Origin of the sequence: Paraburkholderia sp., from assembly GCF_050742655.1 — a bacterium.
Lineage (GTDB): Bacteria > Pseudomonadota > Gammaproteobacteria > Burkholderiales > Burkholderiaceae > Paraburkholderia.
Genome location: NZ_JBOIGG010000010.1, coordinates 1 through 24,301 on the forward strand (window position 1 = coordinate 1; position 24,301 = coordinate 24,301).

Below are 24,301 nucleotides of genomic sequence, written 5' to 3' on the forward strand. Positions count from 1 at the left end.
TGCGAGCCACGTCGGATACCAGAACGAGCGGACCTCGCGTTTGGCCTGATAGCGCGAACCCGCGCCGCCATCGAATCCGTCGTACGACGGGGCCTGCAAAAACAGCGTTTTCATGAATGCTCCTGCATACCAGCGCAGGCGCGTTTCTTGCCGTGCCAGGAGGGCGGGCAGCGCGGCGCTGCGAATGGCGCGAATGGTAGGGGGAGAAGCTGAAGGAAACCTTAAGTCGATATTGTCGCGATCTGCCCGGCGGGTGCGCGTTTACGTTTGACTGGCGGGCGCCTTTCACATTGGTATTTCCGATGACCGTTCGCTTGCGCCACTGCACGGCTCATTGCGTATGCTACCGGTTTCGGTGCGAGCAATGAACTGGATCAGAAATATTCTCCGGACAGACGCATCTCATCACACGAACATGACAGCTTGTCGATCGAACCGGTCGCGAGGCTGGAGGCGTTTTACCAGCAGCACTTCGGGCTCGAAGTCGTCGAGGAGATCGAGAACGAGTGGGCGGTCCTGACGGCGGGCGCGATGGAACTCGCGCTGCATCGCGTCGGCGCCGGGTGGCGCGATGCAGCGGCTACCGGCAGCTCGAATGCGAAGCTGGTGTTCGCTGTGCCGTCCGGGCTCGAGGCGCTGCACGACCGGCTCGTCGCCGCAGGGGTGCCAATGCGCGGGCTGAAACGCTACGATGGCTTTGCGCAGTTGATGTGCGATGGCGAGGATCCCGAAGGCAATGCGTTCCAGCTCGCGCAACAGGACTGAACAGGCGCCGCAGGAATAATCCGGCGCGCCGCTTCGTTCTTCCGTGCGTCTTCCTTGCATCTGCCTTGCTTCTTCACCTTTACCTCAAACGACCGCCGGAGACTCCATCATGACCCGCCCCACTCCGTTCCGCTTCGGCGGCCGTGCCGCACTCGCGGGCCTCGTCGCGATCTGCATGCTGTATCTGCCGACCGCACGCGCCGCCGATGCATTCGTGCTGGCTTCACCCGGCCTCACCGACGGCGCGACGCTCAATGCGCGTCACGCCGCGAGCGCGCGCGATTGCGGCGGCGGCAACGTGTCGCCGGCGCTGCAATGGCGGCATGCGCCTGCCGGAACACGCAGCTTCGCGGTTACGATCTTCGATCCCGACGGTGCGAAAGGACTCGGCGTCGTCCACTGGATGCAGTACGGCATCCCGGCTTCGGTCGATTCGCTCGCGGAAGGCGGCGCGATGCCGGCGGGCAGCGTCGGCGGCGTGAACCGCACCGGGCACACCGGCTATTTCGGCCCGTGCCCGCCGGTCGGCGACATCGCGCATCACTACGTCGTGCAGGCCTACGCGCTCGATCTCGCGCCCGATGCGCTGCCGGCCGGGCTCACGCGCGACGCGCTGCTCGTCGCGTTGAAGGATCACGTACTGGCGGCGACGAGCATCGTGCTGCGCTATGCGCGGTAGCGCGGCGGTTGTTTTGATCTACGCGGAAGATCCTGCGGTGCTCGACGACCCAACGATAAGGGCCTGCGTGGAAATGCCGCCGCCGCGTCGCAGATGAACGCAGCGGCAGGCACTGCAAGCGTCAGCTCGACGTATAAGCGACGTACGGGCCGGTGACACTGCCCGCGGCCGGTCTGCCGACAATCCCGTGATACACGTGCCGCCCGTAGTAGAACGGAATGCCAAGATCGAAGTTGCCGGGGATCGACGCCGCGAGGTTGTTGAACGCGAAGTTGCCCGAGTTGAACAGCGTGGTCGCGTTCCCGACGTTGAACTGCACGGTCGCTGTCGTAGAATCGGCCGCGGTCAGCGTCGCGGTCAGGCCGGTCGCGCTCGCCGGAATGAAGAAGCCGCTCGAGTTGGTCGGTAGCGACGCGTCACCGAAGAACAGGCCGTTCGATCCCGAGTCCATGAACGCGCCGTTCGTGTACGTGCGGCCGTTGAATACGGCAGTCAGGTTGCCAACGTCATCGGTCGGCAGGATTGTCGCGGACGTGCCGGCAAGCGCGTTGTTCGACTGCGTGTCGATGCCGAACACGAGCGTGCCGGTACCGGTCGATGCACCGGTGTCCGCCACCTGTGCCATCTCGACGATCACGCCGTTGTTATCAGTCGGGAACGATGCGACCGGATTCGAGACCTGCTGCACAACCGGCACTGCTATCGCCGTGCAAGTCGTGCCAGTGCATGAATAGTACGTACCCGGTACAGCCTGACTCGCGCAATTCGCGCCGCAGTCGTTCACCGCGGAACCGATGCCGAGAATGCCATTCGCGCCGAGCTGCGATACCGTCGTGATGCTCTTGCCGGTCGTGCAGTCGGTCGTCGGCATGGTCGCGCTTAGATTCGCGCTGTCGCCGATCACCTGGATCGACACGTTGGTCGCGATCTCGCCCGACAGCTTCACGTCGGCGGCACGCACGGTGCCCCATGTATCGCCGGAACCGAAGCCTGCGCACTCGGCGGTCGTCCCGCCGCCGACGCCGACGTTCGTGAAGGCGCTCAACTGCGTGGCGGTAAGCGTCGACGCGAACACACGCAAACCATACGAGCCGGTATCGACCAGCACATTCGGAATCGTCACGCAGTTCCCCGCCGCATTCGTATTTGCCGTGCAGATCACCACGCTCACCATCGGGAAGTTGCGGATGCTGCTACTGCTGCCGAACGGCGCCGACACCAGGATCGGCATCGCGTTCGTCGCGTTGCTCGACACCGGCACCGCGCTCGCGTCCGCGAACGTGCTCGCCGTCGTGGTAGTGGTCGTCGTCGGCGTGTTCGTACCCGCAGTCGTGCCACCGGTCTGCGTGCTGCCGTTGTTCGTGCTGCTCGTCGACGAGCTGCCGCCTCCGCCGCCGCACGCGACGAGCACCGCACACACCCCCGCTACCGCGGCCATCCAGACAAACTTGCGTTTCATATTTCCCCCGATCATTGGATATCGTCTGTCGTCACGCCGCTCGGCAACGCGGCCGGCAGCCATGCGCGGCCGGAGAAGTTGCCCATGTGGCCGCCGCTCTGCACGACGAGATCGCTACGCTGCACGACCGCCGAACCGATGCCGCCGCCCTGCGCGGCACGCGTTTCGTCGAGCGATTGCACGTAGCTGGGGAAGTAAGTGCCGAGCAGCGTACCGAGTTGCGGCATCCGCGGCCCTTGCCACGCGATCGCGAACACGCTGCCGTTCTGGCCGACGTACTCGCGCACAACGGTACCGGTCGCGAGCGTCGTCGAGTTGACGGTGTACGCGACGGCAATCGCGCTCATGCGCCGCACGGCGATCGTGCCCGCGCTGCCCGTGCTACCCGATGCGCTGGACGATACGTTGCCGGCCGGCCAAGTGGGCGCGCCGCCGAGCGCGGCATGCGCGGGCGTCGCCGTGATGGCGGCGACCGCTGCCGTCAGCGCCGCCGCGTTGCGAAGGATGCGAAGCTTCATGAAGTCCCCAAAGAAGGTGCTATTGGAATGTCGAATGCCGCGCTTCGCCGATGAACTGGCGACGAAGCGGGTATGGCGATGAGATGAGCTGCGGCTCGCGCCGAAGGGAGAAGTCGAGACAGGAGAGAAAGGTCGACAGAAGGCGCCGCAGCGCGACGCGCGCGCAACCGCGCAGCATGCCGCCGCACGATCGTCGTCGCTCACATGGAAAACAAAGCGCGGGCTGGACCATCGCGCCTTCCTCGATTTCGACATCCGCTGTTGCGTCGCCTGGCTACGCGACGTCCGTCCGTTTCGGTGTTGTTGTTCGTTGTTCCGCGCGCGGTCTCGTGCCGGCGCGTCGCTCAACGTCTGCTGCCATGTACTGCCGTGTGCTACCCGGTTTCGCGCTGCGTCCGTGCCATCCCGATCGTCTGAATGTTACGGACATTTCTTACGGAGAATTATCGACGCGCCCGCCCGCGACTTTAGGCTCCCATCCCAATATTTTTTATTACGAAGTTATTACGTCATGCGCATCGATGCGCAATGGGTCGAAACCCGTTGACCAATCAACGCCCTACCGGCTCGACGGGTGCGGGCGCAGCGCGTGAGCCACGCGATGCCGCGATCCCTGCGCGGGCAGGAAGCACGGTCGATGAGTGGATCGGCTGCGTGCATTGCTGTCGACTAATGGCGCCGCTATCCTGATGCGTCGCGGACAAACGCAAGGCACGCACATCGCGCGGCGCCTGGCGTTTGTCCGCCTCGATCCAGTCACTCAAAAGATCTAACGGGGAGCGCGAACCGATGTTCAGCACAGGTCTCTTTTTCACGGCGGCGGGCGTGGGTCTCGCGGTGGCCGCACCGATCGGTGCGATGGGGATGCTGTGCATCCGCCGCACGTTGACGGCCGGGCCGCGCGCGGGTCTTGCGATCGGCTTCGGGATCGCGAGCGGCGACGCGTTCTATGGGCTCATTGCGGCGCTCGGGCTCGTGGGCGTCTCGCACTTCATGCTGGCCTTCGACCGGCCGCTGCATCTCGCCGCCGGCTTGTTCCTGCTGTACCTCGGCCTGCGCGCGGTACTGCAGAAGACGCCCTCCTCCGACGCTCAGGCCGAAGGCCCGGCGCTTGCACGGATCGGCCGTGCCGGGGCACTGCGCGCCTATGGCGGCGCGTTCCTGCTGACGCTCACCAATCCACAGACCGTCATCATGTTCGCCGCGCTGTTCGCGACGCTGGCGCCGCGCGGACCGTTTTCATCGAGCGTCGCACTGACGACGGTGGCTGGCGTGTTCTGCGGATCGATCGCGTGGTGGTGCTTTCTCGTGACAGTGGTCTCGCTCGCGCGGCATGCGGTCGGTAGCCGCGTGCGCACGCTGATCGACCGGGCGGCCGGCGTGGCCCTCGCGGCATTCGGTGTCGTCGAGATTCGCCGCGCGATCTGAGGTTCAGGGAAGGTTCAAAGCGCGCGCGCCGTCTTCGCCCGCCACACTCCTTCGAGCGAATACACCGCGAGTGCGATCCAGATCGCCCCGTAGCCGATCATCCGCACCGGACCAAACGGCTCCGAGTAGATCAGCACGCCGATCAGCAGTTGCAGCGTCGGCGTCACGTACTGGATCACACCGAGCATCGACAGCGGAATGCGGCGCGCGCCCGCCGCGAACAGCAGCAGCGGCACCGCGGTGATCGGCCCGGCCAGCGCGAGCAGAAACTGCACGCCCGACGATGCCGAGACGAAGCCGCTGTCGCCGTGCGCAGCCAGCCATCCGAGATAGAGCAGCGCCAGCGGAAACAGGAGCACCGTTTCGAGCGTGAGCCCTTCGAGCGCGCCGAGCTGCGCAGTCTTGCGCAGCAGCCCATAGCCGCCGAACGACAGCGCGAGCACGAGACTGATCCACGGTAGATGGCCGCTCTGCCACGTGAGCCACACGACGCCGCTGGCCGCGATCGCCACCGAGAGCCATTGCAGGCGACGCAGCCGCTCGCCGAGAAACGCGAGCCCAAACAGCACGTTGATCAGCGGATTGATGAAGTAGCCGAGACTCGCCTCGACGATATGGTCCGCGTTCACCGCCCAGATGTAGATGCCCCAGTTGGTCGACAGCAGCACGGCGCTCGCGGCAAAACGTGCGAGCAGCCGCCGGTCGCGCAGCACGGGCCCGAGCCAGCGCCACTGCAACCGTACGGTAAGCACGACGAACAGGAACAGCATCGACCAGATCATCCGGTGCGACAGCATCTCCAGCGGAGAGATCTGGTGCAGCGCCTTGAAGTAGACCGGAAAGAGACCCCACAGGGTAAAAGCGAGAAACGCGTAGACGACGCCGGGATTCATTGTTTTATCGATTGGGCGGAGAGGCTGGCTTCGAACGGACAGGCGAAACACGATTGTAAGCCGGCACGCTTCGCGAGCGACGCACCGACATACACGGTCGCGCCGGTTTTGCGACAATAGCGGACTTTCGCCGCCAGGCAGGACCCATCGGCTCCGTTCCCCCGAACGAACGATCCATCCGGCCGACGCGCTTCACAACCCGTATCCCTACGACCGCCCCCGGTCTGCCCAATGGTTCTTCCCCACATCGATCCGCTGTACTCCGTCTCCGGCCTCGCGGTCGGCTTCCTGGTCGGACTGACGGGAGTCGGCGGCGGCTCGCTGATGACGCCGATCCTCGTGCTGCTGTTCCACGTGCATCCGGCCACCGCGGTCGGCACGGACCTGCTGTACGCGGCCGCAACGAAGGCGACCGGCACACTCGTGCATGGACTGAAGGGCTCGGTCGACTGGCAGGTAACAGCGCGCCTCGCGGCCGGCAGCGTGCCCGCCGCGACGCTCACACTGCTGATGCTGCATCGCTACGGGATGGACACGCCCGGCGCGAGCCGCCTGATCCAGATCGTGCTCGGCGCGGCGCTGCTCGTCACCGCGATCGCGCTGGTGTTCCGGCCGCAGCTCGCGGCGCTGGCCGCGCGACGCGATCGCGCGCCGCGCCAGGGACGCACGCTCGCGTTGACGGTGCTCACCGGCGCGGTGCTCGGCGTGCTGGTGTCGCTCACTTCGGTGGGTGCCGGTGCGATCGGCGTGACGGTGCTGTTGCTGTTGTACCCGGCGCTGCGCACGACCCGCATCGTCGGCTCCGACATCGCGCACGCGGTGCCGCTCACGCTGCTCGCGGGCGCGGGGCACTGGCTGCTGGGTTCGGTCGACTGGTCGATGCTGCTGTCGCTGCTGACCGGCTCGCTGCCGGGTATCGCGGTGGGCAGCCTGCTGTCGTCGCGTGCGCCGGATGCGCTGTTGCGCAATATCCTCGCCGCGACGCTGACGCTGGTAGGCGTGCGGCTCGTGCTGGCGTGAGTCGTGACCCAGGCGCCGGTGTGAACCAACACGGGCGCGACGGAAACGCCTACTTGAAGAACCGGCAGTTCAGATCGGTCTCGAACTGCCGCACCCACTGACCGGCGTCGTCGGCGATGTACGACTGCGCCCAGCGGCCCCGCCGGATCGTCACGAGCGGACGATGCGCGGCGTCGTCCGGATCGGCGCCTGCGGTCACGTCGAAATGCGCGGGCGCGAATCCGTGCCGCGCACATACCAGTTCGAAGGCGGCCCGCGAGCCGATCGGCAGGTCGGTATAGCGCTCCAGCGTCCTTTCCATGGCGTCTGCTCCCGTTGCACGTTCACACACAGTACGCCTGAAGCCAGGAAAATTGTGTGTCATCGGACACGTGCATGATGCATTCGCACAAATGTGCGGCACGTTCATGCGGCCGGCATGCCCTGTTCGGACCGCAGTCCTCGCAACGCAGCCCGGAATCAATCCCAAAAAACAGAACGGGCCCCGGCAATGTGCCGGGGCCCGTTCGATAGCGATTCGTATGCGCGCCGCGTCGCCGGTACGAAACCGGCCGACGCAGCCGCTACGACGCGTGGCTTATTGCTGCACCACTGACAGCTTGTTCGTCACGGACGTCACGCCCGCGACTCCCTTCGCTGCGTCGCCGGCCTTGTCGATCTGGTCCTGAGTGGGCACCGAGCCGGTCAGCGTCACGTCGCCGCCGCGGGCGCGCACGGCGATGTTCGACACGTCGACACCTTGCACCTTGCCGATCGCGGCACGCACCTTGTGGCCTAGCTGACGATTCGCCTTCTTGACCGCCTTCGTGTTCGTCGTTGCAGCGGGCGCCATCGTGGTGCCTGCATCGCTCGACTGCGCGTACGTGTTGCACGCGACGACCACCGCAACCACACCACCCAACGCTTTCAGAAAATTGACCGTTTTCATGACTTCTCCTTTTGTACTTCGGTTTGGACCGCATCTACAGGCGGCTTCGTTACGACTACCGGCGGCGGGTTCGCGCGGCGCCTCGTGGGCGCGGCGGCGAGCCGACCTGGTCTGCGACACGGTGCGAGTGGCATGATGACGCGGCCGCCGCACCACCTCCTCGTGACGATGCGCCGGCCGGCATGCCGCATCGCTTCGCGACGCGCCCGGTTCTACTCCCTCCTTGCCGCGCCGCGCCGCGCAAACGTTCAAAGCGGCAGCGATGCACAATTTAATCTAGCCGCGCGAGAAGCGCAAAGGGTTTAGCAGCGGGGCGGACGCCCAGCGGCGAGCAACGGCCGGTGCGGCTTCGCAGGATCCTGCGGACCGGGCGCGCACCGGTACGGCCTGATGACACGGCGCGCGGTCACGGGCGTGTTCACTATTTGTTACGGGTTTGTCCGTCCGACGGGTATTGGGCCCGTGCCGCGGCCCCAGCATCTCATGTACCATCGGCGCGAATATGCGCGGCATGCCTAAGCAAGGAAACTGAGCAAGGCAAGCATCGGGCGGCTGGTCCGCGCCGCGCGCTTTTTTAAGCGTCCGCTGCTGTATGGCGGCGCACGTTTCGCCACTCGACCAGATGAGACCTTCGAAGGGTTCCGCCTCCTCTCCCCGTAAAAAGCCGCGCCTCGTCGCCCGCTTCGTCGCGATCTCGTGGCGCGATCTCGCCGTGTCGTTCGGGCCGATCGTGCTCATCTGCGCCACGGCGGTCTGGTTTGCCGTGCGGCTGATCCAGCCGGCGCCGCCCGACACCCTGACGATCAGCGCGGGTCCTAAGGACAGCACGTTCTGGACCGCCGCGCAGAAGTACAAGGAGATCCTCGCGCGCAATCGCGTGACGCTCGTCGTGCTGACGTCGGAAGGTTCGCTCGACAACCTGAAGCGCCTCAAGGACCCGACCGCGCATGTCGACGTCGGCCTGGTGCAGGACGGCATCGCGCCATCCGTGTCGCGCGACGGCCTCGTCTCGCTCGGCAGCGTGTCATACGTACCGCTCGCGATCTTCTATCGCGGACCGACGATCGCACGGCTCTCCGAGTTCAAGGGCGAGCGCCTCGCGGTCGGTGCCGAGGGCAGCGGCACACGCGACCTCGCGCTCGCGCTGCTGAAGGCAAACGGCATCGCGCCCGGCGACGGTCCGACGAAGCTGCTGCCGCTCTCCGGCGACGCCGCCGCGCAGGCACTCGTCACCGGCAAGATCGACGCCGCGCTTCTGAGCGGCGACTCGGCGCAGCCACCCGTGATGTACAAGCTCTACAACACACCGGGCATCCAGTTCTACAACTTCACGCAGGCCGATGCGTACACGCGACGCTTTCCCTATCTGACGCAGGTCGATCTGCCGCCGGGCTCGTTCGATCTCGGCAAGAACCTGCCGTCGGCGACGATCCACATGGTCGTGCCGACCGCCGAACTCGTCGCGCGCGATTCGCTGCACCCCGCGCTCTCCGACCTGCTGATCGAAGCCGCGCGCGAAGTGCACGGCAAGGCGAGCGTGCTGCAGCGCGCGGGCGAATTCCCCTCGCCGCTCGCGCACGACTTCCCGATCAGCGACGACGCCGCGCGCTACTACAAGTCAGGCAAGAGCTTCCTCTACCGGATCCTGCCGTTCTGGCTCGCGAGTCTCGCGGATCGATTGCTCGTCGTGCTGGTGCCGCTTATCGTCGTGCTGATTCCAGGGCTGCGGCTCGTGCCGGCGCTGTACGCGTGGCGGGTGAAGTCGCGCATCTATCGCTGGTACGGCGCGCTGATCGCGATCGAGCGCGGCGCGCTCAGCGACACGTCGCCGGCCGAGCGCGAGACGCTGCTCGACCGGCTCGACGCGATCGAGGAATCGGTGAACGGTCTGAAGATGCCGCTCGCGTACGCCGACCAGTTCTACGTGCTACGCGAGCATATTGGCTTCGTGCGCGAACGGCTGTCCCGTGCGCCGCGCGACGCGGAAAGCCCGCACGGGCCGACGGACTCTGACGAAGGCGACGGTGAATCCGCCGCACAAGGCAACCCTCGCACCGTGCCGCCGCAATCGGCCTGAACCCGGCCACGCGAGCCGAAACCGCTGCGCGGACGGGCCGCACCGCGTAAGATCGAAACAGCGTCGGCGGCCCCTCGGACCGCCGGCCGCCGAAATCCGGGAGACATCCATGACCGATGGCATCGACGCCAGACAGCCGCTGTGGCTTTTCGACTTTGTCTCACCGTTCTCGTACCTCCTGCTCGAACAGCAGGACAAGTGGCCGAACCTGCCGTTCCTGCCGGTGCCCGTCTCGCTGTTCGAGTTGTACGGGCACTGGGGGCAGCGCGTCGGGTACGAAATCCCGGCGAAGCGCGTGTTCACGTACCGCCACGCGCTGTTTCGCGCGGAACAACTGGGCATCCCGTTCCGGATGCCGCCCGCGCATCCGTTCAATCCGCTGAAGCCGCTGCTGCTCGCCGTCGCCGCGAAAGCCGATCTCGCGTGCGTGCGCGAGATCTTCCGCTTCATCTGGCGCGAGGGCCGCGATCCGTCCACCGACGAAGGCTTCGCACTGCTCTGCGAGCGCATCGGCGTGTCCGACGGTCAGGCGCTGATCGAACGCGACGAAACGAAAGCGCAGTTGCAGCACAATACCGCCAGCGCAATCTCGCTCGGCGTGTATGGCGTGCCGACGTTCCGTCTCAACGACCAGTTGTTCTGGGGCGAGGACGCGCTGCCGATGGTGCTGTACTGCGCGCGCACGCCGAACTGGCTCGAATCGAAGGAAGTGAAGCGGATCAGCTCGCTGCCGTCCGGGCTCGCGAAAACCTGAGCGCACGGACGCCCGGCCTGTGATGCCGGCCATACCGCGCGCGCTATGCCGGCATGCGTCAAAGGGCCTAAGGTTATGGACTTCGCGCCCCCGCGTGTGCGCCGTCCGGCAGGCGGTTCCACGCAGCGCTTTCGATAAGCCCGCCTGACCCCGCCCGATCATGGACGACGACACCGCCGCCTCTCTCGACATCTGGCTCGTGCGCGTGCTGCGCACGCTGCTCGTCGAGCGCAGCGTCACGCAGACGGCGCTGCGGCTGAACCAGACGCAGCCTGCGATCAGCACCGCGCTGCGCAAGCTGCGCGAAACGCTGAACGATCCGATCCTCGTGCGCGGCAAGTCGGGCATGGTGCCGACCGAGTACGGCACGTCGTTGCTGCCGTCCGCGCAGCGCGTGCTGCGCGAAGTGGATTTCGTCGCGACGCCGCACGGCGATTTCGATCCGCTGCGTTCGCGGCGCACGTTTCGTGTCGCCGCGCCCGACTATCTGAACGACTTCTTCATGCCGACGGTAATCGCGCAGTTTCGCGAGGCCGCGCCGCACGCGCATCTGGAAATCGATTCGCTGAACCCGACGCTCGATCACGCGGCCGCACTCGATGCCGGCGAACTCGATCTCGTGATCGGCAACTGGCCGAAGCCCGACGTGCGCTTCGCGCGCAGCGACCTGTTCTCCGATACGGTGGTGTGCATGATGCGCGCCGATCATCCGCTTGCGCAGACGCCGCTCACGCGCGAAGCGTATCTCGCGGCACCGCACCTCGCACCGACGCCGTACAGCGGCGGACGCGGCGGCGCAATCGACAGCGGCCTCGCGAAGGCGCGCGCCGAACGCCACATCGTGACGACGCTGCCGTACTTCGGGCTCGTGCCGCAGGTGCTGCTGCAATCGGATCTGATCTTCACGACCACGCGACGCTTCGCGATGCACTACGCGAACCTGCTGCCGCTCGCGGTCGTCGAGGCGCCGATTCCGTTTCCGCGGATCAAGTGCTATCAGCTGTGGCATCCGCAGCCGGACCGGCCGAGCGATATCGGCTGGTTGCGCGGATTGATGGCGCAGGTGTCGGCGCGGCTCGTCGCGAAGGGGATGCGGCGCACGCGCCGTGGGTCGGGCGATTGAACCCGTGTTAAACGCGCTTCAGACGTTCGCTGCAATAGCGCCCAACGTAGCGTTCACAGTCTGCTGCGACCGCACCTGCAGCAGTTCGGCGCATACGGCGAGTGCGATCGAAGGCGGCGCCTTGTCGACGATGCCCGCCACGCCGATCGGACAGATCATCTGCGCGAGCCGCTCGGGTTCGACGCCGCGATCGATCAGCCGGCGTTCGAATTTCACACGCTTCGTCTTCGAACCGATCATCCCGAAGTACGTGAAGTCGCGCCGCCGCATGATCCTCGAGGCGAGCGCGAGATCGAGCGCGTGGTTGTGCGTCATCACGAGGAAGTACGCGCCGGCCGGCACGCTGTCGACGATCGCATCGGGCGTGTCGGTTGCCTCGACCTGCACGTTGGCCGGCACCTCGTCAGGAAACAGCTCGTCGCGCTCGTCGACCCACTGGACCACGCACGGCAGCGTGCCAAGCAGCGTCACGAGCGCGTGGCCCACGTGCCCGGCGCCGAACAGCACGATATGCATCGGCGCGTGAGGGCGTACGGGCACGTCGTGGCGGCGGCCGATCGAGCGCGTTGTGTCGAGACCGGCGATCACGATGCGCTCGCAGCAGCAGTTGCGGCGGCACGGCGCACTGCGCCAACCGCCTTGAGAATTTCCTCGGCCGTCGCGGGCGCGTTCATCGGCGGATTGACTGCATAGTCGCCGACGCTCGCGACCGCGTCGCGGATCGCAAAGAACACCGAGAACGGCAGCAGAAGCGGCGGCTCGCCGACTGCTTTCGACCGATGAATGCTGTCCTCCGCATTGCGGTTTTTGAAGAGGCGCACGCGGAAATCCGGCGGCGTGTCGTTGACGGTCGGAATCTTGTAAGTCGACGGCGCGTGCGTCATCAGCTTGCCGCCCGCGTTCCACCACAGTTCTTCGGTGGTGAGCCAGCCCATCCCCTGAATGAAGCCGCCTTCGACCTGACCGAGGTCGAGCGCCGGGTTCAGCGACGCGCCGACATCGTGGAGCGCATCGACGCGCAGCACCCGCATTTCGCCGGTCAGCGTGTCGATCACGACCTCCGACACGGCCGCGCCGTACGAGTAGTAGGAGAACGGCCGGCCCTGCAGCGTCGCCTGATCCCAGTACAGTTTCGGCGTCGCGTAGAAGCCGTCGGACCACAGCTGCACGCGTGCGAGATACGCCTTCGCGACGATCTCGTCGAACGGCATGATCGCGCCGCCGACGCCGACCGCGCCGTTCGCGAAACGCACGTCGGCGGCGGCTACCTGACCCGCGCCGTAGCGCTCGGCCGCGAATGCCGCGAGCCGCTCGCGCAGTTGCCGCGCCGCGTCCTGCGCGGCCTTGCCGTTCAGGTCCGAGCCCGTCGATGCCGCGGTCGCCGACGTATTCGCGACCTTGCTCGTATCGGTCGCGGTGACGCGCACGCGCGCGAACGGAATACCGAGTTCGTGCGCGACGACCTGCGCGACCTTCGTGTTCAACCCCTGGCCCATCTCCGTGCCGCCGTGATTCACGAGCACCGAGCCGTCGGTGTAGATATGGACGAGCGCGCCCGCCTGGTTGAAGTGCGTCACGTTGAACGCGATGCCGAACTTGACCGGCGTGACCGCGATGCCCTTCTTCAGCACCGCGTTCTGCGCATTGAATTCACGGATGCCCGCACGGCGCGCGCGATAGTCGCTGGTCGATTCGAGTTCGTCGAGCAGCTCGTGGATCACGTTGTCTTCGATCTCCTGACCGTACGGCGTCCGGTTGCGTTCGGTCTTGCCGTACAGGTTGCGACGGCGTGCGTCGAGCGGATCGAGGCCGAGCGTGCGCGCGACGTCGTCGAAGATGTACTCGATCGCGAACGCCCCTTGCGGACCGCCGAAGCCGCGAAACGCAGTGTTCGACTGCGTGTTCGTCTTGCCGCAAAAGCCCGCGATCGATACGTCCGACAGCCAGTACGCGTTGTCGAAATGGCAGACGGCGCGCGTCATCACCGGGCCGGACAGATCGGCGGAGAAACCGCAGCGCGACGTCATGTCGACCGACACGCCTTCGATCGTGCCAGCGTCGTCGTAGCCCACTTCGTACGTGTAGTGAAAATCGTGGCGCTTGCCGGTGACCATCATGTCGTCGTCGCGGTCCGGCCGCAGCTTCACCGGGCACAGCAGCTTCCACGCAGCGAGCGCCGCGCAGCACGCGAACAGCGCCGACTGCGATTCCTTGCCGCCGAAACCGCCGCCCATCCGCCGGCATTCGACCAGCACGTTGTGCGACGCGATGCCGAGCGTGTGCGCGACGAGGTGTTGCATTTCGGTCGGGTGCTGCGTCGAGCACCAGATGTGCATGCCGTCGTCGTCCTTCGGCACGGCGTACGAAATCTGTCCTTCCAGATAGAACTGCTCCTGGCCGCCGAGCAGCATCTCGCCCGCCTCGCGATGCGCGGCGCGCGCGATCTTCGCGCCGGCGTCGCCGCGTGCGAGCTTCATCGGCGGCAGCACGCGCGAGTCCGCCGCGCGCGCCTGCTGCGCGGTGAGGATCGCGGGCAGTTCCTCGTAGACGATCTCGGCGCGACGCGCGGCGAGCCGCGCGGTATCGTGCGACGTCGCGACGACGATAAAGACCGGCTGGCCGACGTACTGCACTTCGCCGTCGGCGAGAATCGGATCGTCGCCGTGGATGATCGGCCCGACATCGTTCGCGCCGGGGATGTCCCCGGCGGTCAGCACGGCGATCACACCGGGTGTCGCGCGCACGGCGTCGAGCGAGATCGATACGATCCGCGCGTGCGCCTTCGCCGACAGCCCGAGCGCGGCGTGCAACGTGCCCGCGAGGACCGGGATGTCGTCGGTATAGGTGGCACGTCCGCTCACGTGCAGATGCGCGGATTCGTGCGGACGCGACACGTGGACCTGCGCGAAGCCGTCGAGGCTCAGCGCGTCCTTCAGAAACGGTTCAGCTTGCTGGTTCATTCGAGTGGTTCTCCGTATCCCTGTGCCGTATCACGCGCTCGTGGCTTCGACCGCGCGCACGTCGAGCGCACTCTTCGGCAGCGGATCGTGCGGGCGCGTTTCGAGCCAGAAGCGGTACAGCGTGTTCTTCGCGGACTCGAGGCGGTAGTCGCTCGTCGCGCGCATGTCGGACAGCGGCGCGTAGTCTTTCGCGAGCGCGAGCATCGCGGCCTGCGCCGTGGCTTCGTGCCACTCCGCGTCGGCGAGCACCGCTTCGACGTGCGCGGCGCGCTTCGGCGTCGCGGCCATGCCGCCGAACGCGATGCGCGGTTCGCGCACCGTGTCGCCGTCCGCGATGAACGAGAACGCGGCGCAGACCGCCGAGATGTCCGAATCGAAACGCTTCGACAGCTTGTACGTGCGGAATTGCAGGTTCGCGCGACGGCCGGTGCGGGTCGGCACCTTCAGCGCGACGACAAATTCGTGCTCCGCCATGTCCTTCTTCTGGTACGCGAGGTACAGGTCTTCGAGCGGCATCTCGCGCTCGACGTCATTGCCGCGCACGACGACATGCGCGCCCAGCGCGATCAGGCCCGGCATCGAATCGCCGATCGGCGAGCCGTTCGCGACGTTGCCGCCGATCGTGCCCGCGTTGCGGATCGGCAGCGACGCAAAGCGCAGCCACATCTCGGTCAATTCAGGGTAGTGCACAGCGAGCTGCGCATACGCGTTCTCGACGGTGACGCCCGCACCGATCTCGATCCAGTCGTCGGTCACCGCGATCTGGCGCAGGCCAGCGATCTGCCCGACGTAGACGATGTCGCCGAGATCGCGCATCTGTTTCGTGACCCACAGGCCGATGTCGGTACTGCCCGCGAGAATCCGCGTAGCCGGCTGCGCGGCCTTGATCTGCGCAAGCGCATCGATCGTGCGCGGCGCGTCGAAATTGCGCCCCGCGTGCATGTAGTGGAACGTGTCGTCGCGTTCGAGCGTCGCGAGTGTGCGCGACAGCGCGTCGACGTCGACCGGCGCCTTTGGCGGCGGCGCGTCGAACATCCGCACCGCGGCGTCGACGATCGGACGGTAGCCCGTGCAGCGGCACAGATTGCCGGTCAGCGCATTGGCGATCTCGTCGCGCGACGGCACCGTGCGATCCGCGCACGACTGCTCGTGGCCGTGCTTGCCGTATAGCGACCACATCGACATCACGAAGCCCGGCGTGCAGAAGCCGCATTGCGAGCCGTGACACTCGACCATCGCTTCCTGTACCGGATGCAGCGAGCCGTCGGGCTGGCGCAGGTCCTCGACGATGAAGAGCGCCTTGCCGTCGAGCGTCGGCAGAAACTGGATGCACGCGTTGACCGTCTTGAAGTTCACGCCGCCGGCCGCGTCGCGTTCGCCGAGCACCACCGTGCACGCGCCGCAGTCGCCTTCGGCGCAGCCTTCCTTCGTGCCCGTGCAATGCGCATCCTCGCGCAGGTACTGAAGCACGGTGCGGGTGACGGGCGCGTCGCTGATCTCGCGGATCGCGTTGCGGTGGTAGAAGCGAATCGGCTGGCTCATGGGTGGATCGATCTCGATGTTCAGGCCTGTGCGGCCGTGCTGCGGGGACATTTGAAAACTATCACCTTCAATAATGGCAACCCATAGGCGCATCCGCATGCGGGATATATCGTTGAAGCGATGAATCGATGCATCGGGCGGGTGGCGGGCTTATGAAGCCTGTGTATTTTTGGCCTTTTTCAAGATATAAAGCGCCTAAAATGACAAAATTATTTGCGTGCTTTCATGGCAAAAAGCCCGCCAGACGGGCTGTTGCGCATTTCTCACACGACGCCGCACTCCAACACCGTTCTTATCCCCGAAATTATTAAGCAAATCCTGCAACGGGACCGGTTCCATGGGAAAATCACGTCTTTCCGCCGATTTCAAGTCTCGTTTTCCCCATGTCCGCCGATTCCGCCACCTCACGCAGCCAGTTTGCGACGACTCTGCAGATCCTTCCGGTCGTCTTTTTCACGTTCATCTGCTATCTGACCATCGGGATTCCGCTCGCGGTATTGCCGGGTTACGTGCACGGCGACCTCGGCTACAGCGCCGTGCTGGCCGGCGCCGCGATCAGCGTGCAGTACCTCGCGACGCTCGCATCGCGTCCACTCGCGGGCCGTTCCGCCGATACGCTCGGCCCGAAGCGGACCGTCTCGATCGGGTTGATCGGCTGCGGCACGAGCGGCGTGTTGCTGTTGCTTGCGGTGCTGTGCGGCCGCTGGCCCGTGCTGAGTCTCTCGCTGCTGGTGCTGAGCCGGCTCGTGCTCGGCTTCGGCGAAAGCCTGTGCGGCACCGGCGCGATCCTGTGGGGCATCGGCCGCGTGGGCACGACGAACAACGCACGCGTCATCTCGTGGAACGGCATCGCCACCTACGGCGCGCTCGCGATCGGCGCCCCGCTCGGCGTCGGCATCTCGCAGGGGATCGGCTTCTGGGTGCTGGGTGTCGTGATCATCGTACTCGCGGCGCTCGGCTACGCGCTCGCACGCCTGATCGCGCCGGTGCCGGTCGTGCACGGCGAACGGATGTCGTACCGCAGCGTGTTCACGCGTGTGCTGCCGCACGGCATCGGACTCGCGCTCGGGTCGGCGGGCTTCGGGTCGATCGCGACGTTCATCACACTGTTCTACGCGGCGCGGCAATGGCCGCACGCGGCGCTGTCGCTGACGGTGTTCGGCACGCTCTTCATCGGCGCGCGGCTGCTGTTCGCGAACACGATCAAGACGTATGGTGGTTTCCGTGTCGCGATCGCGTCGTTTGCATTCGAATGCGCGGGGCTGCTGCTGCTGTGGCTCGCGCCGGTGCCGCACGTCGCGCTGATCGGCGCGGCATTGACCGGCTTCGGTTTCGCGCTGGTGTTCCCGGCGCTCGGCGTCGAGGCGGTCGCGCTGGTGCCGCCGGCGAGTCGCGGCGCGGCGCTGTCCGCGTATTCGGTGTTTCTCGATCTGTCGCTGGGTATCACCGGGCCGCTCGCCGGTTATGTCGCGGGTGAGTTCGGCTATGCGTCGGTGTTCCTGTTCGCGGCCGTCGCGGCGGCTGGCGGCGTCGCGCTGTCGGCGATGCTGTACTCGCGGTACACCAAAGTGCCGAACGCGCCCGCAGCGACGTAAGTGGTTCGACGGGCTCGATGAACTGCGACGCCGGCTAGCCCGGCGTCGTTTTTTTTGCGAGCCTGGCTCACCACACCGCTCGCACCACCCTTCTCGCCGTGCCACATACCGCGCGGTTCCCCACGAATCTCATCCTTGCAACGCCGCGCCTCGCGTGCCATTGCTCAGCGATTTCTCCAGCGCAGCCACACCGGCCGGCAGATCCACCGCGACGCCGAGATCGACCATCGTGCGCCCGAGCGCATGCAGCGTCCTGAACAGGTTGTGCTCGCGGCACTGCTCGCCCATCTGCCCGATCCGCACGATCGGCAAACCGAACGACCCCGAAATCTCCACCTGATGGTGCCGTGAAATGTGCCCGCAGATGTCGCCGGGACTCAGACCCTGCGGCGCCTCGATCCCCACGACCGAATTCAGCCGGCACGACGGTGGCGTATAGAGCGCGAGCCCGAGCGCGGCGATACCTTCCTGCAGCGCGACCGAACACTTCTGATGGCGTGCGAAGCGCTTCTCCAGCGTCTCCGCGCAGACAAGCCGCAGCGCCTCGTGCAGCGCGAGCACACCCGACACCGGCGCCGTGTAGTGATAGCCCGCGTTGTGCCAGAAGTTCTCGGCCAGCGACGCGTCAAGACACCAGTGCGCGTTCGGGTGACTGCGATTCTTCAGGCGGGCCCACGCGTCGTCCGAAAACGCGACCAGCGACACGCCCGGAATCGACGACAAGCCCTTCTGCCCGCCAGTGATCACCGCGTCGATGCCCCACGCGTCCATGTCGAGCTGCATCGTGCTCAGCGTGCACACCGCGTCGACGATGACCAGCGCGCCCGCCGCCTTCGCGAGCGCCGCGATGTCCTTCAGATGGTGATTCCACACCGTGTTCGACGTCTCGCCCTGCACGATCGTGACGATCTCAGGACGCTCGCGGCGAATCGCGGCTTCGACCTCTTCGAGGCTCACCACCGCGCGGTCCGCGGCGTCGAGCGTCGAGACCTGAGCGCCAACACGGCGGCCCATCTCGGCCATCCGTTCGCTGAAGAAGCCGTTGCGGATGCTGAGCACGCGCGTGCCGCTCCACGCGAGATTCGAGATCGCCATTTCCATCGCCGCCGAGCCTGGACCCGCGACACCGAGCACCCACTTCGAATTCGTCTGGAACACGTAGCGCGCCATCGTCTTCACCTGGCCGACCACCTTCGCCATCGTGCCGCCGAGGTGGTTGATGACGATCGTGTTCGCTTTCGCGACCGCGGCGGGAATCGGCACGGGGCCGGCGCCCATCATCAGCAGCGGTTCTTCGGGGAGGATCGCGTCGAGCGACTCGACTTCGGGGCACGGAACGGACGATGGGGCAGTAGACATGATCGGTACGGTGAGAACGGTGGGTTGAGCAGCGTCGAGGCTGCACAGAAACAGCGGCCCGCTGCGCATCACGCCAGCGGGCCGTCGTTCGATGATTCACTGAACCGCAGAATTACGCAAGCCCGACGGCGCTATCGCCCCCTATCGGACCTTGTTCGGATCGAGCTTGCTGCCGGTCTGCGCGTTGAAACGCTCCACGTATTCTTCGATCAGCTTGCGCATCGCCTTGCCGATCTTCCGGTAGTCCGACTCGTTCAGGTTCGCGAGCGACACGCGCCCCGACGGATGCGCGGTCCCGAAACCACGACCCGGCAGCAGCACGACGCGCGCTTCGCGGGCGAGCCGGAACAGCAGCTCGGACGGCTCCGTGTTCTTGAACAGCCAGTCGACGAACTCGCGACCGAACGCGCGCTCGCCGAGAAACTCGAGGTCGAGGATCGTGTAGTAGTCGACCTGGTTCGGATCGTCGTCGTCGAACGAAATGCCGATCTCCTCGAACAGCGCCTGCTTGCGGCTACGGATCAGCCGCTTGAGCGCGTTCTTGTACGCATCGGGCGTGTCCATCAGCGAGAACAGCGAAAACAGCACCATCTGCACCTGCTGCGGCGTCGACAGCCCGGCGGTGTGATTCAGCGCGACGGTGCGGCTGTCCGCGACCAGCCGGTCGATGAACTTAAGCTGGTCCGGCTCCGTCGTGATCGATTCGTAGCGCTTGTGCAACTCGCGCTTCACCGTGGCGGGCAGCTTGCCGATCAGCCGGTCGAGCACGTTGTCGCGATGCGTCGCGATCGCGCCGAGCCGCCAGCCGGTCGCGCCGAAATACTTCGAGTACGAGTACACGAGGATCGTGTTCTTCGGCGCGAGCGCGAACAGCGACACGAAGTCGTCGGCGAACGTGCCGTACACGTCGTCGGTCAGCAGGATCAGGTCGGGACGCTCATCGACGATCGATGCGATGTAGGCGAGGCTTTCGTCGTCGATCTTCACCGACGGCGGGTTGCTCGGATTGACGAGGAAGAACGCCTTCACCTTTGGATCGCGCAGCTTGTCGAGTTCCTGCTTCGAGTACTGCCAGCCGTTCGCGACGTCCGCGTTCACGTTCACGACGTTCAGCCCGTAATCGTTCAGCTGCGGGATCTCGATGTACGGCGTGAAGATCGGCATGCCGAGCGCGATCGTGTCGCCCGGCGCGATCAGGCGGTTCTCGCGCAGCGTGTTGAAGATGTAGGTCATCGCCGCGGTGCCGCCTTCCACCGCGAACACGTCGAACTCGCCGACGAACGGATGCCGGCCGATCATCTCGCGGCGCAGATACTGCGCGACGATGGTCTCCGAGAGTTTCAGCATCCGGTCGGGCACCGGGTAGTTCGACGCGAGGATGCCTTCGCACATCTCGTACAGAAAGTCGCCGGCCGACAACCCGAGCTGGTCGTGCACGTACGACACCGCGCCCGCCAGGAAGTCGATGCCGGGCGTACCGCGGTTCTCGCGCACGAACAGTTCGAAGCGCTCGGTCAGACCGTCGCGCTTCGGAAATCCGCCCACGCCCTCGGGCATGTACGCAAACGAGCGTTCCGCCTCGCGCATCGCGAACAGGCCGAGCTGCCAGAAGCCGTGACGCGGAATCGTCGCGAGAAAGTTCGGGTTGCCGCGACCCGCGTTGAGCATTGCGGCGTTCGCCGGGCGTTCGACCGCGCCGCCCCCTGCCGCCTTGATGAGTTCGTCCTTCAGTTCGAACGGGCTCAGTGCGGCGAACTTCGACTGTTCGCTGCGCGCGCGCTTGCCGACACTTTTGCTCACACCTTCGCCCGCGCTCTTGCTCGTGGCGACCTTGCTCTTTGCCATGACGGATGCTCCTCGAAAAATGAAATGGACCGACCGGTGTGCGGCGCAGGACAGATTCGATCCGCGCCGCGAAGACATTGGAACGACAGCGTCAGACCAACCCGACGACGAGTGGCCCAAGCAACGTGAGCAGCACGTTCGCGATCGCATAGGTAATCGCGAACGGCACGGTCGGCACCGCGCTCTCTGCCTTGTCGAGCACGCCGCCGAACGCCGGATTCGCGCTACGCGAGCCCGTCAATGCGCCCGCCAGCAGCGCCGCGTTGCGATAGCGCAGCACGTAGCGGCCGAACAGCATCGTCAGCAGCAGCGGCACCAGCGTGACGATCACCCCTAGCAGGAAGATCGTCACGCCGCTTTGCTTCACGGTGACGACCGCCTGCAGACCGGAATTCAAACCGACGACCGCGACGAACGCGGCGAGACCGAAATCCTTCAGCAACTGCGACGCGGCCGATGGCATCACACCGTACATCGGATGCTTGCCGCGCATCCAGCCGAACACGAGGCCCGCGAGCAGGCACCCGCCGCCCGAGCCAAGCGTGAGCGGAATACCGCCCACCTTGACCACGACGAGGCCGATCAACAGCCCCAGCACCATGCCGACTCCCATGTAGATGAAATCGGTCTTGTCCGTGTACGGCAGTTCGTAGCCCGTGGCCTGCACCGCGCGCAGCGTGTCTTTCGGCGAGCCGTAGAAGGTGATCACGTCGCCGTGCTCGAGCTGCGTCCCGGACAACACCGGCAGCGGCCGGCCCGCACGCGTCGCGCTCTCGACGAACACACCGTGACGCAGTTCGCGGTCGACGTTCGCGCGCACCGCGGCGATCGTCGTGTGGTTCATGCCTTTGCGCGTGAACACGGCCCGGCGCGTCTGGATCGCGAGACTCATGCCGTCGGCCTCGATGACTTCCGCGCCGATCAGCGGCGCCGCGTCGACCACCGCTTCGCGCCGCCCGACAACCAGCACCACGTCGTCCGGCTGCAGCACGACGTCGGGCTGCGGTTCGAGCGCCTTGCCGCCGCGGCGAATCCGCTCGATCGTAAAGCGGTCCTGCTGTGCGAGCTCGACGTCCTTTACGGTGCGCCCGGCCGCGCTGCTGACGCGGTAAGCGCGCCCCACCAGTTCGGGCAGTGCGTCACGCTGCCCGGGCTCGAGTGCCGTCGCGCCGCCGGCAAGGGCCTTTTCAGCTTCGACGGATGCTTCGCGCAGCCCCTGGCCCATGAACTTCGGCAGGATGTTGACGCAGACGATGATCGCGCCGAGCGTCCCGAACACATAGGTGACCGCATACGCGATCGCGACGTCCGATTGCAGCGCTTTCACCTGGTCGGCAGGCAAGCCGAGCCGCGCGATCGCGTCGCCGGCCGTACCGATGATCGCCGACTGCGTCAGCGCGCCGCCCGCGAGCCCGGCCGCGAGACCCTTGTTCAGATGGAACAGCTTCGCGCAGATGAGCACCGTGACGAGCGCGGACACGGCAAGAAACACCGCCATCGCGATCTCACGCAGCGTCTTGCGGTTCAGCGAATTGAAGAAGCCCGGCCCCGAGTCGTAGCCGACCGCGTAGATGAAGACCGCGAACATCACCGACTTCACGCCGTTGTCGATCGTCACGCCGGCCTGACTGATCACGACCGCCACCAGCAGCGAACCGCCGACGCCGCCCAGCTGGAACCTGCCGAACTTGATCTGGCCGACGAAGTAGCCTGCGGCGAGCGAAAGGAACAGCGCAATCTCGGGAGATTTCTGGAAGATGTCGTGCAGCCAGATCATGATGTCCTCGCGATGATGAGCGTTGCGGCGATTTGCCGCGATTTGCCGGATAACGCTCCGATTCGACGGAAATTCAGGAATAACGCAACCCGCCATTAATTTAACATTAACCGGACGGCATAAGGAGATATGCGCATTAACATATCGATGTCGTTCAGGATGCCAATAAAAATTTATTTGCCACAGATGGAACTGAGGGGCCGGGGTCGGCTCGAACGGAGGGAGACACGACGCAAAGCCGCATGTAGAAACACTATCCGCCATTCACACCCCACGGGACCGGACGCCGGGAGGATCTCGCATGAACGCCGCAAGCCCTGTGGCCCACTAATGGGTCAAACCACTCATGCAAAATCGATAAAACCATTTTCGCGTCGATTCTCAATAATTTTTTACAACATCCAAACAATGAGGTTTTATCAAAAAATATTGATATCCCACTCAACTGTCCATATGATTTTTATCGAGAATCATCGAGAATCGCAATCCGCCATAACCGGTCCGGGTCAGCACCAGCCGGTATGCCGCTGCCATGCGGCGCGCTTGCCCGCGCGTCCTTTACGAGGCGAGGTCCCATGAACCAGATTCACGCGATGCGTGTCTTCGTCAGCGTGGCCGAGACCGAAAGCTTTCGCCGTGCCGCACAGCAACTCGACGTATCGAATGCGCTCGTCACGCGTTCGATCGCGATGCTCGAAGCGCATCTGCATACGCGGCTCATCCATCGCACCACCCGCAACCTGTCGCTGACCGAGGCTGGCGTGCGCTACCTCGAAGGGTGTCGCGAGTTGCTCGAGGAACTCGATCATCTGGAGCGCGCAGTCGCCGACACTGAACGCGAGCCGGGCGGCACGCTGCGCGTCGTCGCGGCGGGCATGCTGTCGCCGGCGGCGCTGACACCGCTCGTCGACGGCTACCGGCGCCATCATCCGCACGTGCGGGTGCGGCTCACGCTCGCCGAACGGTCGGTCGATCTGCAGGAAGACGGCTACGACGTCGGAATCGTCACGGCGGCCGCGACGTCGGGCAAGGATCTCGTCGAGCATCCGCTCGGTGCGAATCCGCTCATCGTGTGCGCCGCGCCGGGCTATCTCGCCGAACGTGGCGTGCCGCGCTCGCCGTTCGAATTCCCTCAGCACGCGTGGGTCGCGCTACCCCCCGCGCAGCGTAGTCCGACATGGCATTTCGCGGGCGTCGACGGCCATTCGCATGCGATCACGCTGCGGCCCGCGTACACGGTGAACAGCATGCTGATGGTGCGGCTCGCGGTGCTGTCCGGCATGGGCCTCGCGATCCTGCCCGCCCGGCTCGTCACGCACGACATCGAAACGGGCACGCTCGTGCGCGTAATGCCCGAACAGACCATCGACGATCCAGAAGCGCGCGTGTCGATCGTCTATCCAGGGCGCCGCTTTCTCGCCGCGAAGACGCAATCGTTCATCGATCACGTGGTGGCCTCGTTCGAAGGCGACCTGTCGCTGCCGCAGGGACTCATTGAAGTAGTGTCGCCGGTATCGGCCGGCGCGCCGCACACGACGCTGCGTGTCGTGCCGCATGCGTAGGGGCGCCAGTAGGGGCG

The 24,301-nt window shown here is 65.7% G+C and carries 20 protein-coding genes; 9 read left to right on the top strand and 11 right to left on the bottom strand.

Annotated features, from left to right (window positions below; translation table 11 throughout):
* The first annotated feature begins 423 nt into the window (after positions 1-423).
* Entirely contained in the window at positions 424-765 is a 342-nt protein-coding gene (locus ACREXZ_RS15485) for a VOC family protein (protein WP_431764976.1), read from the top strand.
* A gap of 109 nt (positions 766-874) precedes the next feature.
* On the top strand, positions 875-1,444 hold the full coding sequence (locus ACREXZ_RS15490; RefSeq protein ID WP_431764977.1) for a YbhB/YbcL family Raf kinase inhibitor-like protein: 570 nt from the start codon (positions 875-877) through the stop codon (positions 1,442-1,444).
* Between the two features lie 121 nt (positions 1,445-1,565).
* Here ACREXZ_RS15490 and ACREXZ_RS15495 read toward each other — a convergent pair whose 3' ends face one another.
* Together ACREXZ_RS15495 and ACREXZ_RS15500 are read right to left on the bottom strand one after the other, a co-directional pair.
* Positions 1,566-2,903: a DUF3443 domain-containing protein gene (locus tag ACREXZ_RS15495; RefSeq protein ID WP_431764978.1), complete on the bottom strand. Its 1,338-nt coding sequence runs from the start codon at positions 2,901-2,903 to the stop codon at positions 1,566-1,568.
* 11 nt (positions 2,904-2,914) lie between these two features.
* Complete coding sequence (locus ACREXZ_RS15500; protein ID WP_431764979.1) at positions 2,915-3,421, bottom strand: DUF2844 domain-containing protein; 507 nt, start codon at positions 3,419-3,421, stop codon at positions 2,915-2,917.
* A 789-nt stretch (positions 3,422-4,210) separates the two neighbouring features.
* Here ACREXZ_RS15500 and ACREXZ_RS15505 point away from each other — a divergent pair.
* The gene (locus ACREXZ_RS15505; protein ID WP_431764980.1) at positions 4,211-4,849 is read left to right on the top strand and encodes a LysE family translocator; all 639 of its coding nucleotides are present in this window, start codon (positions 4,211-4,213) and stop codon (positions 4,847-4,849) included.
* A gap of 14 nt (positions 4,850-4,863) precedes the next feature.
* On the opposite strand, the gene rarD is transcribed toward ACREXZ_RS15505, so the two are convergent.
* Positions 4,864-5,742: an EamA family transporter RarD gene (rarD, locus tag ACREXZ_RS15510; protein WP_431764981.1), complete on the bottom strand. Its 879-nt coding sequence runs from the start codon at positions 5,740-5,742 to the stop codon at positions 4,864-4,866.
* Between the two features lie 231 nt (positions 5,743-5,973).
* Here rarD and ACREXZ_RS15515 point away from each other — a divergent pair, with 231 nt between their 5' ends.
* Positions 5,974-6,762, top strand: a complete 789-nt coding sequence (locus ACREXZ_RS15515; RefSeq protein WP_431764982.1) for a sulfite exporter TauE/SafE family protein — start codon at positions 5,974-5,976, stop codon at positions 6,760-6,762.
* A 49-nt stretch (positions 6,763-6,811) separates the two neighbouring features.
* On the opposite strand, the gene ACREXZ_RS15520 is transcribed toward ACREXZ_RS15515, so the two are convergent.
* Positions 6,812-7,063, bottom strand: a complete 252-nt coding sequence (locus tag ACREXZ_RS15520) for a hypothetical protein (protein WP_431764983.1) — start codon at positions 7,061-7,063, stop codon at positions 6,812-6,814.
* A 276-nt stretch (positions 7,064-7,339) separates the two neighbouring features.
* The gene (locus tag ACREXZ_RS15525; protein WP_431764984.1) at positions 7,340-7,690 is read right to left on the bottom strand and encodes a BON domain-containing protein; all 351 of its coding nucleotides are present in this window, start codon (positions 7,688-7,690) and stop codon (positions 7,340-7,342) included.
* Positions 7,691-8,312: 622 nt separating this feature from the next.
* Here ACREXZ_RS15525 and ACREXZ_RS15530 point away from each other — a divergent pair.
* The 3 genes from ACREXZ_RS15530 to ACREXZ_RS15540 all read left to right on the top strand — a co-directional run bounded on the left by ACREXZ_RS15530 (position 8,313) and on the right by ACREXZ_RS15540 (position 11,644).
* A complete protein-coding gene (locus ACREXZ_RS15530) occupies positions 8,313-9,767 on the top strand; it encodes a TAXI family TRAP transporter solute-binding subunit (RefSeq protein WP_431764985.1) in 1,455 nt (484 codons plus the stop codon).
* 109 nt (positions 9,768-9,876) lie between these two features.
* Entirely contained in the window at positions 9,877-10,521 is a 645-nt protein-coding gene (locus tag ACREXZ_RS15535; RefSeq protein ID WP_431764986.1) for a 2-hydroxychromene-2-carboxylate isomerase, read from the top strand.
* Positions 10,522-10,681: 160 nt separating this feature from the next.
* Positions 10,682-11,644: a LysR substrate-binding domain-containing protein gene (locus ACREXZ_RS15540; RefSeq protein ID WP_431764987.1), complete on the top strand. Its 963-nt coding sequence runs from the start codon at positions 10,682-10,684 to the stop codon at positions 11,642-11,644.
* Positions 11,645-11,662: 18 nt separating this feature from the next.
* On the opposite strand, the gene xdhC is transcribed toward ACREXZ_RS15540, so the two are convergent.
* The 3 genes from xdhC to xdhA are packed head-to-tail and all read right to left on the bottom strand — an operon-like array spanning position 11,663 to position 16,146.
* Positions 11,663-12,202, bottom strand: a complete 540-nt coding sequence (xdhC, locus tag ACREXZ_RS15545; protein WP_431765195.1) for a xanthine dehydrogenase accessory protein XdhC — start codon at positions 12,200-12,202, stop codon at positions 11,663-11,665.
* Between the two features lie 26 nt (positions 12,203-12,228).
* On the bottom strand, positions 12,229-14,604 hold the full coding sequence (xdhB, locus tag ACREXZ_RS15550) for a xanthine dehydrogenase molybdopterin binding subunit (protein WP_431764988.1): 2,376 nt from the start codon (positions 14,602-14,604) through the stop codon (positions 12,229-12,231).
* A gap of 30 nt (positions 14,605-14,634) precedes the next feature.
* A complete protein-coding gene (gene xdhA / locus ACREXZ_RS15555; protein WP_431764989.1) occupies positions 14,635-16,146 on the bottom strand; it encodes a xanthine dehydrogenase small subunit in 1,512 nt (503 codons plus the stop codon).
* A 383-nt stretch (positions 16,147-16,529) separates the two neighbouring features.
* Here xdhA and ACREXZ_RS15560 point away from each other — a divergent pair, with 383 nt between their 5' ends.
* Positions 16,530-17,741 (top strand): MFS transporter, encoded by a 1,212-nt coding sequence (locus tag ACREXZ_RS15560; protein WP_431764990.1) that lies wholly within the window; start codon positions 16,530-16,532, stop codon positions 17,739-17,741.
* A gap of 129 nt (positions 17,742-17,870) precedes the next feature.
* On the opposite strand, the gene ACREXZ_RS15565 is transcribed toward ACREXZ_RS15560, so the two are convergent.
* The 3 genes from ACREXZ_RS15565 to aspT all read right to left on the bottom strand — a co-directional run bounded on the left by ACREXZ_RS15565 (position 17,871) and on the right by aspT (position 22,722).
* Positions 17,871-19,100 carry a pyridoxal-phosphate-dependent aminotransferase family protein gene (locus ACREXZ_RS15565; protein ID WP_431764991.1) on the bottom strand — a complete coding sequence of 410 codons (1,230 nt, stop codon included), beginning with the start codon at positions 19,098-19,100 and terminating at the stop codon, positions 17,871-17,873.
* Between the two features lie 141 nt (positions 19,101-19,241).
* Positions 19,242-20,945, bottom strand: coding sequence for a bifunctional aspartate transaminase/aspartate 4-decarboxylase (locus ACREXZ_RS15570; protein ID WP_431764992.1), 1,704 nt, complete (start codon positions 20,943-20,945; stop codon positions 19,242-19,244).
* Between the two features lie 91 nt (positions 20,946-21,036).
* Positions 21,037-22,722: an aspartate-alanine antiporter gene (aspT, locus tag ACREXZ_RS15575; RefSeq protein WP_431764993.1), complete on the bottom strand. Its 1,686-nt coding sequence runs from the start codon at positions 22,720-22,722 to the stop codon at positions 21,037-21,039.
* A 575-nt stretch (positions 22,723-23,297) separates the two neighbouring features.
* On the opposite strand from aspT, the gene ACREXZ_RS15580 reads away from it, so the two are divergent.
* Positions 23,298-24,284 (top strand): LysR family transcriptional regulator, encoded by a 987-nt coding sequence (locus ACREXZ_RS15580; RefSeq protein ID WP_431764994.1) that lies wholly within the window; start codon positions 23,298-23,300, stop codon positions 24,282-24,284.
* Positions 24,285-24,301: the final 17 nt, after the last annotated feature.